Origin of the sequence: Baaleninema simplex PCC 7105 (assembly GCF_000332355.1) — a bacterium.
GTDB classification, from domain to species: domain Bacteria; phylum Cyanobacteriota; class Cyanobacteriia; order Cyanobacteriales; family Geitlerinemataceae; genus Baaleninema; species Baaleninema simplex.
The window spans coordinates 223,062-235,726 of sequence record NZ_KB235960.1 but is presented as its reverse complement, the minus strand read 5'-3'; the positions used below and the strand labels follow the sequence as shown (position 1 = coordinate 235,726).

11 protein-coding genes are annotated in these 12,665 nt (G+C 47.8%); 1 reads left to right on the top strand and 10 read right to left on the bottom strand.

The window, feature by feature from the left end; translation table 11 throughout:
• The 8 genes from GEI7105_RS0124580 to GEI7105_RS0124540 all read right to left on the bottom strand — a co-directional run bounded on the left by GEI7105_RS0124580 (nucleotide 1) and on the right by GEI7105_RS0124540 (nucleotide 9,808).
• On the bottom strand, nucleotides 1-255 hold the full coding sequence (locus tag GEI7105_RS0124580) for a hypothetical protein (protein ID WP_017663054.1): 255 nt from the start codon (nucleotides 253-255) through the stop codon (nucleotides 1-3).
• 62 nt (nucleotides 256-317) lie between these two features.
• Nucleotides 318-2,759, bottom strand: a complete 2,442-nt coding sequence (locus GEI7105_RS0124575; protein WP_017663053.1) for a LamG domain-containing protein — start codon at nucleotides 2,757-2,759, stop codon at nucleotides 318-320.
• 531 nt (nucleotides 2,760-3,290) lie between these two features.
• Entirely contained in the window at nucleotides 3,291-3,725 is a 435-nt protein-coding gene (locus tag GEI7105_RS0124570; RefSeq protein ID WP_144054035.1) for an AidA/PixA family protein, read from the bottom strand.
• A gap of 1,448 nt (nucleotides 3,726-5,173) precedes the next feature.
• Nucleotides 5,174-6,211, bottom strand: coding sequence for an NADP(H)-dependent aldo-keto reductase (locus GEI7105_RS0124560; RefSeq protein ID WP_017663050.1), 1,038 nt, complete (start codon nucleotides 6,209-6,211; stop codon nucleotides 5,174-5,176).
• Nucleotides 6,212-6,328: 117 nt separating this feature from the next.
• Nucleotides 6,329-7,153, bottom strand: a complete 825-nt coding sequence (gene surE, locus GEI7105_RS0124555) for a 5'/3'-nucleotidase SurE (protein ID WP_017663049.1) — start codon at nucleotides 7,151-7,153, stop codon at nucleotides 6,329-6,331.
• A gap of 50 nt (nucleotides 7,154-7,203) precedes the next feature.
• Nucleotides 7,204-8,343: a DNA-processing protein DprA gene (gene dprA, locus GEI7105_RS0124550; protein WP_017663048.1), complete on the bottom strand. Its 1,140-nt coding sequence runs from the start codon at nucleotides 8,341-8,343 to the stop codon at nucleotides 7,204-7,206.
• 13 nt (nucleotides 8,344-8,356) lie between these two features.
• Nucleotides 8,357-9,022: a DUF2301 domain-containing membrane protein gene (locus tag GEI7105_RS0124545; protein WP_017663047.1), complete on the bottom strand. Its 666-nt coding sequence runs from the start codon at nucleotides 9,020-9,022 to the stop codon at nucleotides 8,357-8,359.
• Nucleotides 9,023-9,118: 96 nt separating this feature from the next.
• Nucleotides 9,119-9,808, bottom strand: coding sequence for a TrmH family RNA methyltransferase (locus GEI7105_RS0124540; RefSeq protein ID WP_017663046.1), 690 nt, complete (start codon nucleotides 9,806-9,808; stop codon nucleotides 9,119-9,121).
• A 717-nt stretch (nucleotides 9,809-10,525) separates the two neighbouring features.
• On the opposite strand from GEI7105_RS0124540, the gene GEI7105_RS0124535 reads away from it, so the two are divergent.
• A complete protein-coding gene (locus tag GEI7105_RS0124535; RefSeq protein WP_017663045.1) occupies nucleotides 10,526-11,080 on the top strand; it encodes a Uma2 family endonuclease in 555 nt (184 codons plus the stop codon).
• A gap of 283 nt (nucleotides 11,081-11,363) precedes the next feature.
• On the opposite strand, the gene gloA is transcribed toward GEI7105_RS0124535, so the two are convergent.
• Nucleotides 11,364-11,795, bottom strand: coding sequence for a lactoylglutathione lyase (gene gloA, locus GEI7105_RS0124530; protein ID WP_026097937.1), 432 nt, complete (start codon nucleotides 11,793-11,795; stop codon nucleotides 11,364-11,366).
• Nucleotides 11,796-11,868: 73 nt separating this feature from the next.
• Nucleotides 11,869-12,570 (bottom strand): pentapeptide repeat-containing protein, encoded by a 702-nt coding sequence (locus GEI7105_RS38810; RefSeq protein WP_158413262.1) that lies wholly within the window; start codon nucleotides 12,568-12,570, stop codon nucleotides 11,869-11,871.
• Nucleotides 12,571-12,665 lie beyond the last annotated feature (95 nt).

The window sequence follows — 12,665 nt, the reverse complement described above, 5'->3', positions numbered from 1 at the left end:
TTATTCAATAGATTCATCGATCGCTTCTATTTTGGGATCTCCATAGACTCCCTTGACGGCTGGCTGAATCGACATTAGCTGCTCTACATCCATATCTCCCGATACACGTATAACGTAGAGCTGTCGCTTGGGACTGATGAGAACTAAACCATATTCTTCATCGATTTCTAACTCATTAATCCCCGGAAGCTGTTTGACATATTCTAATGAGTTGTTCTTGGCTTGAAGTTCGAGTGTAATCAATAAATTTTGCATGAGTATTGAATTTTTTGAATCTCTGAACTTGGAGTAATTCTAGAGGATAATTGGCTTAAAATTTACTTTGAAATTCTATGATTTGTCAGGTAGAGCAAACTAAAAGCAGAATCTACAGATCGTTCTGGATTATCTAAACAGCTTAGGTATAAGTCGGTATAGTTACCCCACCATCTAATAACGCACTCTTTGCTACTTTCTCCAATGGGAGTTACCAGAGCTTGAGTGGTTTGGGTAGGAGGCAAATTGGGTAATCTAGCGATATAATTTCCGGCTGAACTGCGTTGAACACTGTTCGCAACTCCCTGAGTATTGAGTTGATGGACCTGGGAGGGGGTATAGGTAATGAATCCTCCATGATGTTGCTCGTCAGACTCCGATTGTCCCAGTTGCACATCAGACATATAGCTAAACGTGAACTGACTGTCAGCTAACTGGCCGTTGGGGTGAAAACAGTTAACTTCAATAACAAGATTGCTGCCGTCATGTGTCCAGCCTTTCACTTTTGCTAAGCGTTTTGCAGAAATGGGGCTGCAAGCAGTTGCTAAAACTACTCCATTAAATTGCGACAGACCGGGTAGTTCGATTTGGTAGACCCCAGTGTCTAAGCGGCATACTTTGTTTAAGAATCCTTTGGAATTCCATTGGCGTTCTTTGTTGGGAGTATAGTAGTCGTCTGTTGGTCGATCCGCCCATAAATAAGCACCTTCTCTTTGAGATTTTTGACGAGATTCTTTATAAAAAAGTAAAGTAAATAGACCATCGGTTAAGAAACCATTTTTAAAGCAATAGACTTGAATTCTTTGGGTCGTTCCAGCCGGACCCCAAAAGTTCACTTGACAAGAATGGTTGCTGTTGCCATAGGGCGAAACGTGAACGATTCCCCGACTTGTTGCCAAGCCAGGTAGATCGACAAGGTACTGTCCTGTTCCTTGACAGAAAATTCTGTTGCAATCGTTGCGGTTGTAATAAGAGTTGTATTGAGCGAACGGGTGAGGTACGTAGGAGGGAACTCTGACTTGATTAGCCCATACCCATGCTTTTGCAGATTTTACAAGTTCGCCAGTGTCATCATCATCGTTATACTCAAATTCGCTTTCGATTGGAATGTCGCTGTCGGACATATAAGTAAACGTGAACTGACTATCGGCTAGGTTTTCGTGGGCATCAAAACAATTGATGTCAACAATGAGATTGTTACCGTCGTATTTCCAATTTTTCACTTTTGCCGTGCGTTGGGACTCAGGAGAATCACAGGCAGTTGCTAAAAATACTCCGCTAGATTGTGACATTTCAGGTATTTCAATTTGATAAACTCCCGTTTTTAAGTGACGCACTGTATTGGATACTCCTTTAGAGTTCCATTGACATTTTTTGTTAGGTATATATTCGTCATCTGTCGGTCGATCTGCCCATAGATAAGCGCCATCCCTTTCTGTTTTTTTACGAGACTCTTTATAAAAAAGCAATGTAAATCGACCATCGAACGGATGACCGTCTTTAAAACAACAGACTTTAATCTTTTTGGTCGTTCCAGATGTTTCCCAAGAGGCGAGCTGACAGGAATGATTGGTATTGCCATAGGGAGCAACATGGATAATTCCATTTTTTTTCCCTAACCCAGGAAGTTCTACTGTGTATTGTCCTGTTCCTTGATGAGTGATGGTGTTGGCATCGTTTCTGTTGCGATAAGAGTTATATTGATAGCAACTAGAAGGTTTATAAGAAGCAATGGTGGGCTGGTGAGCCCACACCCATGCTTTTGCATATTTCACCAGCTTGTCAACTGATTCAGCTGTCCACGGACGTAAGTTAATTCCCTCATTAATTATGCTAGTTAGAGGTACTTCAGATTGCTCCCAAGTTGCGCCGTTGATAGTGCCATTATTTCCGTTTGCAGTTTTGTCTTGGGCGATATTACTAGAACCTTCATTTAAGGGCCAATAGCCAACCAGTCCAGGTTCATCTCCCCTAAGTCGGTAGTTCATGGATTGTTCGATCTCGTCTTGGGAACGAATTCGATCCCACAGACGCACTTCAGCGATTTTACCCTTGAAAGTATAGGTTTCATTATTATCTTTGTACATCCCGATCGATAAGTCATTTTCGGGATTATAATTAATGCTGGAACTAGAAATACTTTTGTTCGCTTTGGCTACTCCATCAACATATACTGTCATCTGTTGACCATCGTAAGTTCCAGCAATATGATGCCACTCATTTAGCTTCAATGTATCGACGCCACTACTCAAATACTGAATTCCTTGGGAGGGAATTGTTAAGCCAAAATAGACACCACTCTTACCGTCGAGAAGAATACCATAGCCACTTTCAGTATAACCCGAGTCATAAACGTTAGAGATAATGCCAGTCCATTCTTGATTAGCTATTGCATAAATCCAAGCTTCTAATGTAATATTTTTTTTGATTTTAAATCGATCTTTTTTATCCAAATTTACAAAATTATTTCCGTCAAAGGTAAGAACTGTTTGTGATTTAACCATTGTTTAAATAAACTCCTACATAAAAGAGGACATCAATCTTGAATCACTGACCCATAAGGGCATTTCGACAAATTGATTCTGGTTCAAACTCCAATAGCTGAAACCCTTGATTTTTTTTAGACAGTGAAGCTGCCCAAGATAGCTAAAACTCGTCTGCTGTGGTGTGTTCTCCAAAATTTAGGAGTTACGCACTTCAAGAAATGGAATATAGAGCGTAGGTGGATAGTGGTACAGCACAAGCACTTATCTACTCTTAAAAAGCGTGGCTCTACCGCAGGGCAGACATATCTAAGTTTGGCTTGAAAGGAATCGCCTTGATGTGAATTGCCTGCCAATCCAGATTGTCTCGCTCAACTCGAGCGTCAACAATCCTCTCGGATTTCAATCTCTTATTAATAAGCAGTTGTTCATGAAACTAATGAGAGGCTTGCTGAGAATCGAAACAAGATGTGTTTGCCCTGCACCTGAATTTCAATTGCTTATCAATAAGCGATAAACAGGTAGCGACTGTTCGAGCGACCGATCGAATGGTTAGACCACTGTAATATACGGATCCCAATTAAATTGATAGCGTTTTCCGTTCGGATCTTTGACGCTAAAACTGACCCAATAGGCGTCTTTCCCACTCCCAGGGAGCTGGGTAATCATGGTTTGCCAGGTATCGGTATTGCCTAACTCAAACGGGGGAAACCCAGTATCAACGCTAGAAAAGCCATCGATATCCACTTGATATTCTCGATCGTCGGTAAGACTTACGGCTCGCCACTTGACGGTATCACCTTGCTTAACTTTGATGGATAAATCGTCGCTGGCTTGACTAGCAAGAACGTCATCTTGCTTTGCAATCATGCGCGCATACGGATGTAGTTGTGTATGGTTAAGAGTTTGACGACTCTTTGCGGCGGCTGGATATTTTTTAACGAGTGATTCCGCGTCAATGACACAGAGGATGTTTATTGTGCTCATTTTGTAAGATACTCCTTTCAAGGATGTCTCTGTCAGCAAAATATTCAGAATGAGTGGATTGTTGAAAGATTTTGGAGTTAGACCGACTCAATCATCAGGATTTTTTCGTCTACGATCGCTCTAGACTTGTTTAAATCTTTTCAGCGATCGCCATCATCACGTCCACCAAGACGCATCGGGATCGAGATGATGTGGACACCCCAAAAAATTGATTCTGGCTTAAACCCCAATGGCTGAAACCTTTGAAGTCTCGTTCGCTATTCTCGATAGCAGAGCTTGTTTCTCAACGCTGAGCGAAGTCGAAGCGTTGAGTCCGAGCGGAGTCTAGGACTCAATAAGCTTGAATGAATCGAGATGCCCATATGCAAGACTGTACTATCTGGGTCGTGCGGGCATTAAGACTACTTAAGTGAAATTGCGGATACTTCCCTGAAGCTTGTTGAAAAATCCGTAATATTACTGAGATAACGCCAAAGTATTGGGAAAACGACAGAAACACTTAGATCTGTATGCCACTTACATAAGTGTCACATACAAGCTTGACTTAAGACAATTAAGTGTTAAACATCATAAATATCGCTGCCGATCGGGACGTTTCCATCGAGACTGAAGGCGATCGCCGCAATATGACTGGCCGTTTCCGTATGGGTAGAGTCATGCATAGTTAGGGCTGGCTGTATAAAACTGAAATGTAGGGCTGGTAAAGGTTTTGAGGATTTTTTCGAGGGGATAGTGCAAGGTTTCCCGATCGAGATGCTCGACGTTTCGACTTCGCTCAGCGGCTCGACTGAACGTTCGGCGATCGCCGATTTCATGAAGAAACGAGAGTTTAAAACGATCGTTGGGCAAGCCCTACGGTATCAGGATTCGCTCTATTCGTCTTTTTCTACAAGTTTCAGTTATCGAAAATTTTGGGTTTGAAACCCCGCCCTTCTAGGGCGGCTTTACAGTACAATGGACGTGAATGGTTAAACTGGCTAACGAAACCCAAGTTAGTAAGTTTGCCTAAAACTCCAATTGAATTGGAATTTTGGCGGTGGGACACACCGTTACAGCCTGTGAAGCGAGTGTAAGACTTGAAGGATCTCGATCCGGAGAGCAACTGCGAAAAACTCGAGAGAGAAGGAAGCAGGAACCCAAATCGCGAGGTTTGGGAATCACCGTCCTTCCAGGGCGGTGAGGATGTCAAGATGACGATCGCGAATTGAAGCCCGATCGCGATGGACGAAATTCCAAATTGCTCCTACGTAATTTGTGGGCTTTTTAGAAAAAGATAAAGTGGGTCTCTTGGACTTATAGTGAAAACCGGGGAAATTACGATCGCCACTTGACAGAAATTGACAGAAATTGAGTGGTATCCCTTATATCACGAGGGTTCTGCCATCGGTAACCCAAGCCTATCACTGCAACACCAAGAGACCCATTGCGATCGAGTTGCGATCGCTCCATTACGGTGCGGGATTGGGATATTTTAAATGTACTGCATCGATTTCAGCTAACATTTCCGGCGTAAATTCAACGTTGACACTATCGAGGTTTTCCTGCAACTGTTCGAGACTTGTCGCCCCAATAATCGTACTGGCGACGAAACTGCGAGAACGCACAAAGGCTAACGCCAGTTGCGTCGGCGACAGTCCGAATTTCTTCGCTAACGCCACGTACTCCCGAGTCGCAGGTTCGACGTTAGGTTTGCTGTAGCGGTTGCCAAACCCTGAAAACAAGGCGACACGAGAGTTTTCTTTGGGGCCTTCGAGGTGTTTTCCGGTGAGGAAGCCGAAGGCGAGGGGACTGTACGCCAGGAGGGGAACGTTTTCCCGATAACTGGTTTCGGCGAGGGTGGTTTCAAATTCCCGGTTGAGGAGGCTATAGGCGTTTTGGATGGAGACGACACGGGGAAGTCCCAGGCTGTCGGCGAGGTGGCAAAACTGACAGACGCCCCAGGGGGTTTCGTTACTTAAGCCTAAATAGCGGATTTTGCCCGCGTCTATCAGGTCTTTAAAAACTTGTAATTGCTCGAGGATGGAAACGGTTTCGCGATCGCTTTTCGGGTCGAAGGACGGTGCGCCAAAGAGGGGAACGTAGCGATCGGGCCAGTGAATTTGATAGAGATCGACGTAATCGGTTTGGAGGCGTTTGAGGCTGTCGTCGATCGCTTTTTCGAGGTTGGGGCGATCGAGTTTTCGGTCTTTCCCCCGAATCCAGGGAATTCGCGAGGTCGGCCCGGCAACTTTTGTCGCAACAATGAGTTTGTTTCGCTGTTGTTTGACTAACCAAGCCCCGATATATTCGCTAGTTCTGCCCTGGGTTTCTGCACGACTGGGAACGGGGTACATTTCGGCGGTATCGATAAAGTTGACGCCGCGATCGATCGCCATATCGAGTTGTTGGTGGGCGTCTTCGATGGTGTTTTGCTGCCCGTAGGTCATGGTTCCCAGGCAGATTTCGGAGACTTGGAGGTCGCTGTTTCCGAGAGGGTTTAATTGCATGAATTTTGGGGGAGAGTCACCACAGAGACACAGAGGACACAGAGGGTTTCAAACAACTTCAATTCCGTACTTGTAAAGGGTTTAAAAAAACACAAAAACTACTTTCTGAATTATTTTTTAATCGAAAAGTGATTTTTGAGATCGAGAAAAAGATAGTTTTTCTAGCCATTGCCACTGTTCTATCTGCGATAAGGTGTCTCGACAAATGAGTTTGGCTTGTAGGGGCGTGATGGTGATGTAGTTGTCGGCGATGGCAGCCATGTCGATGGGAAGTGTATTTTCCCCTTTTTCGTCGTCGATTTCTTCTAGGACTTCTCCGGCTAACCAATAGTAGGTTTTTCCTCGAGGGTCGATGCGTTTTTGAAAAACATCGGTATAGCGACGAACCCCTTGTCTGGCGAGGGTGACGCCTGCGATGCGATCGCTCGGAACCGCCGGAACGTTCACGTTCAACAACATCGGCACTTGGGGAGGGCGATCGCTCAACTGCGCCATAAACGATCGCGCGAACTCCACCGCCGAACCGAATTCCTGAGATGTAAAACTGGTGAGACTGAACGCGATGCTGGGAATCCCTTCGATATAGCCTTCCATCGCCGCCGAAACCGTCCCCGAATACAGAATATCCGTTCCGGTATTCGCACCGTGGTTGATTCCCGCTAACACGAAATCGGGGAAACTGTCTAACAACGCCCCCAACGCGAGTTTAATGCAGTCCGACGGCGTCCCCGAACAAGACCACGCCTTAACCGCCGGGTGAAACATGGCTTGCACGGGTTCGGCGCGAATCGGTTGGTGCATCGTGAGGCTGTGACCCGTTGCCGATCGTTCGCGATCGGGACAAACTACAGTGACGTCGTGTCCGTCTTCGGCCAGAGCGTTGGCCAAACTCCGCACGCCTTTCGCAAAAATGCCGTCGTCGTTACCGATGAGGAGTTTCATACAAATGGGAAAGTGAACGAGAAGCAAATAAGAATCGAATCAGAAGCCCATCAAAGCCGTTGGTATCGCATCCCCGGTAGGTTCGACACCAAGTCCAACAATTCTAGCTGAGCTAAGGAACTCAAGACGATGCCGGCCTCGAGTCCAGACTGTTCGACGATAACATCGAGGGCGGTGGGTTCGCCGGAAATCGCCGCAAACACGCGATCGAGATTCGGCGGTAACTTGGGTTTGGGTTTGGCTGGGGGAACCGTGGCGGGAACGGATTCGGAAACCGTCGGCGTCGCTGGCGTGACATCCACCTGGGGCATTTCTCCCAACATTTCTAGTAAGTGTCCCTCGTCGAGAACCAAGTTCGCCCCCCGCGAGAGCAACCCCAGACATCCCCGCGAGTTGGCGTTGTCCAGGGAACCGGGAACGGCGTAAACGTCGCGGCAGAAGTCGTTGGCGACGTAGGCGGTGATTAACGCCCCGGACTTTTGCGGGGCTTCGGTGACGAGGATCGCGCGACTCAATCCGGCGATGATGCGGTTGCGTTGCGGAAAATGTTTGCGATCGGGTTGGGTTCCGGCGGGATATTCGCTGACGGCTAACCCCGATTGCAAAACTCGTTGGTAGAGCGATCGATTTGCGTGGGGATAGACGACATCGACTCCCGTTCCGAATACGGCGATCGTGCGTCCGCCAGCCTCGAGACAGGCTTTGTGGGCTTCGGCGTCGATTCCAGCGGCGAGTCCCGACACGATGGTAAATCCTCGCTGGCTGAGGACGCGACTGAAGCGGCGCGTCCAGCGTTTGCCGTATTCGGTGGGGTGACGGGTTCCCACGATCGCCACAGTCGGGGTGACGCCTCGATTTTCGTCAGCGTCGGGAACGCCGCGATAGTACAGAATCGGCGGTGGGTTGGGGATTTCTTTGAGTAAGTGAGGGTAGTCGCGATCGCGCAGCGTCCAAAATTGCGGGTTTCGTTCGAGGTGTGTCTCGAACAGCGAGGCGGGATCGAGTTGCGATCGCCCTTCGACGATATCGGCGACTTTTCGCGTTCCCAAACCTTCGACGGTTTGAAGTTCCTCGGGTGAGGCGTGCCAAGCGGCCTCGAGGGAACCGAAGCGATCGTCGAGGCGGCGCAGTAAAATCGAACCGACCCCTCGCACTTGCACCCAAGCCACCCAGTAAGCGCGTTCGTCCATTCACTTTCAGAGGTTAGGTTTCCGACGCCGGATTTTTACGGATTTGGCGTAAATGCTCGAATACGCTTTTATCGCCGATGTCTGAGGGGATGGATTGGGGAATTTTGCGGGCGGCGAAAATAAAAAACAATACTGCCCAAGTTCCGAGTAAAACAGGTTTGGCGTCTTCCGGAAGCCATCCAGTCAGATGTCCCAGCAGCAAAATGGGAATCAGCGGCGTGAGGAATTTCGTCTCGAAGCGATCGAAACAAAAGGCTTCTTTAAAGAAAATGCCCGTTAAGGCGGCGAAGGTAAATCCGATTCCCCAGAGGCTGTTGGGGTAGTCGTACACGGCGAGGGCGAAAGGCTGTTCGCTTTGCAAAATCAGATCGATCGCCGAGGCGAACCCCACCAACCAAAACGCCTGCAACAGACGATGTAATGCCGCCATGTAGATGTGAATCGTCAGCAGGCTGACGCCGAGTGCCAGACAAAACACGATATATAGCGGCGTCACGGCTTCGATCGCACCGGGAATTTTATCTTGCCAGAAGACGATCCCCGTTCCGACGGCGAAACAGAGGGCGGCGACGAGCAATCCGGTACGATAAATGCGGACTTCCCAGCGATCGCGATCGGTGATTTGGTAGGTTCCAAACTGTCCGAAATAGACTTTGGGTTCTAAGTTGGCGTCGTTCATGGTGAGGTTAAGAACGTTTCGGGCGTACAGTCTCGGCTTTATAGAGATTTTAGGTCAACTGAGAAAAGTTCACCAAATTCCGGGGTTTGCCCCGATTCAACAGTTTGCCCGTGCAGTCAAAAATTCTTCTTCGAGTTGGGAACTCGCCCGAATCGACTGACGCAGCCACGCCAGTTGTAAATCTACGCGTTCGCGATCGCCCAGTTGCCAGTTATCGGTTTCGCCGCGCAGTCGCTTTGTCAGTTCGTATAAAGACAGGGCTGCACTGACGGAAATATTGAAACTTTCGCTAAATCCGTACATGGGGATTTTCGCTCGAATGTCGGCGTGGCGGCAAGCGTAGTCTGACAAGCCGCGCAGTTCCGAACCGAACAAAATGGCTGTTTTTTCAGTGACGGGAACGCGATCGATCGTCGTGTCGGGATCGTGCGGCGTCGTGGCGACGAGGGTATAGCCGTTGTCTTTGAGGCGATCGAGACAGGCGGCGGTATTGTTCGTCCGAACGTCGTCGTAGCGATGCAGCGTCAACCAGCGATCGGCCCCCATACTCACTTGGCGATTGGGATCGAATTCGGTGTCTCGTTCGACAATATGCACGTCTTGAATGCCAAAGCCGTCGCAACTGCGTAAGACAGCACTGGCGTTATGGGGTTTGTGAATTCCCTCGAGAACCACGGTCAGCCGTCGCGTGCGCTGGTTTAATACCTCTTGCATTTTTTGCCAGCGAGCGTCGGTGACGAACTGGCTGAGATAGGAAACGAGATCTTTTTTGATGAAAAACTCCATTCAAATATCAAATTGATGTACGTTTTTATTATACTCTAAATGTTAGATTGAAGATATATTATTTGAATTTTTTTTATATTTTTGGATTAACAATAATAAGTAAGAAAATAATTTCGATCGATCTTAAAAAAATCGCAATTACTATTTTGACTAACTTTTTTGTTAATTTCGTAACTGCTTTCGATTCCTTAGATTGCTATCGCGATCGCCAATTAAGTGAAGAGAGTTAGCTCTGGCTGTGTATGACTTCCAGACTTAAAAATATCCTAGCTGCTCTGTCGATCGGAGACAAGCTTGAGTCTTCGATTTAGCTGCTTTTAGGTTTCGCGATCGCTCGAGCCAACCCGTGCATCTCAAAAATCTAAATTTATCAGATCGGAGTCTCTGCACTGAATCGATCTGCTGTTGGGTTTCGCGATCGCTCCATCTATGGGCGGCAGCGTTGCCGAAGTCCAACTTACCTCAAACTCATATTTTTACATACATTGAGATGCACCTAAATTCAACCTACTCCAAACTCATATAGCAGTTCCAAATGAGTCGTCAAAAATTAAAACACCAGAAAAAATATGATTCCCTGTTCCCGATTCCCTGTTCCCGATTCCCTTTTTATCCCAATTTTGTTACACAACTAATTTAGGGTTGCTATAGTTTTACCTAAAGTGAGATGCTCCCTCTATAATGAAATTAGCTGCACTTTAGATAAGAGAAAAATATATGATTGCCGTTCCTCATTACATCGACCCAAAAGAATATCTTGAAATTGAGCGCCAGAGCCAGATTCGACATGAATATCGGCGTGGCTTAGTTTACGCGATGGCTGGCGGTACTGATAATCACGATCGCATCACGTTCAACTTCCTGAAGTTCATTGACGATCGCTTCAGCGATCCCACCAATAGCCGATTTTATTCGGGTAACGTCAAAGTGAATTACCAGGACGAGTTTTACTATTATCCCGATGCTTTCGTAACCTGCGACCTACGGGATCGGAGCGATCGCTACATCAAACGCTACCCCAAACTCATTGCTGAAATCCTTTCACCCAGCACGCAAGCCTTCGATCTCGGTGAAAAATTTAACGATTATCGAAAGCTCGACTCCTTAGAAGAATATGTATTAATTTCCCAGGAGAGCCAGTGCGTCGAATGTCGCCGTCGCACCTCTGAAAATACTTGGGAAACGGTCGTCTATAAAGCAGGCGATCGCGTCTTCCTTAAGAGCCTTGACTTAGAATTTGCGATCGCCGATCTATATCGAGGTCTGGATTAAGTGAAAATCCCCGTAAGTGCGTTTCACAAAACACACCTACGGGGAAAGGGAGAAATTTGAGAATAGTAGAAAAGAGAGAGAAACATTAGGGTGCATCTCACTTTTGCAAAAACATCAGTTTGGGGTGGCAAAATTCCCGATTAGCACTTCCGGTATAAGATCCCCGGCATCTCCAAGATGCCGGGGATCTGGAAATTGAGTGCGCCCAATTCGATGAATCTACATTTTTGAGATGCACCCAAACATTATCTGTTCTCCCCCTCTCCCTTGCTCCCCTCCAAAATCAAGCCGTAGCCGCTTGCTTCTCAGACTCTGGCTTCGCCGAACCTTGCGTTCCCAGTTGAATGAGTTCGATTTTATAACCCGTGGGATCTTCAACAAACGCGATGACTGTCGAACCGTGTTTCATCGGCCCCGGTTCCCGTACGACTTTCCCGCCTCGGTCTTTAATTGCGTCGCAAGTCTTATAAATATCGTCTACGCCGAGGGCGATGTGACCGTAACCGTCGCCGATGTCGTAGCTGTCAACCCCCCAGTTATAGGTCAGTTCGATAACCGAATGGTCGGATTCGTCCCCGTAACCGACGAACGCCAACGTAAACTCACCGCCGGGATAGTCTTTCTGACGCAGGAGTTTCATTCCCAATACGTCGCCGTAAAACTTAAGAGACTCTTCGAGGTTGCCGACTCGGAGCATCGTGTGTAATAGTCGCATGGGTTTTCAATTTCGTCAGATTGCGTTTTTTTTAGAGTAGCGCGATCGCATGGCGATCGGTTCGCAACAACAGTTAACGACGGCGACCTCGATCGCGAGCTTCATCGCTGTCGGCGAGATCCTGACGAACGCGATCGAGACTCCAACCGTCGATGAGCCGTTCGCGGTAGTGACGCAACCCGTCGCGATCGGCGTCTCGCCCTAAAATTTCCCGATACATTTGACGGATGCGATCGCGAGCTTCCTCACTGCGGGCTAAATCTTCCCGAATTTCGCTCAAGGCCATTCCGCGTTCTAATTCCCTAGCGTACTCGCGCAACCCTCTCGAATCTGCGTCGCGTCCCAACACCTCTTGATAGAGTCGGTTCACCGCAGCCCGAGCGCGACTCGACGTATAATCGTCGTCGTCGTCGTCATCGATATACCGTCCCAAACCTCGAGCATCGCGAGTTCGCGCCCCGTCGAGGCGAATTCCCCGTAACTCGGCGTTGCGAAAATCCGCCCCGCGCACGTCTGCATCCCGTAGGTTCGCATCCCGTAGGTTCGCACCCCGTAGGTTGGCGTCTTCCAAGTTTGCGCCTCGTAAATCGGCCTCTCGCAAATCGGCGTTGCGTAAATCGGCCTCTTCCAAATTCGCCCGGCGCAAGTCGCAGCGGACGCAATTTCCCGTTCGGTAGAGGCGATCGAGGTCGTCATAATCGACGGCTCGAGCGGGAAGTTCCCAGAAAAACACCGTCATCAGAGCGGCGATCGCGCCATATTTCTGTATTCTCATAGCGATCGATTCCTCACGTCCTTTACTACTTAGCTTAATCTTTTAGACGTTTTCGGGACGCAGGAGTTTCGCCCGAGTCAGGAGAGACGAGCTTG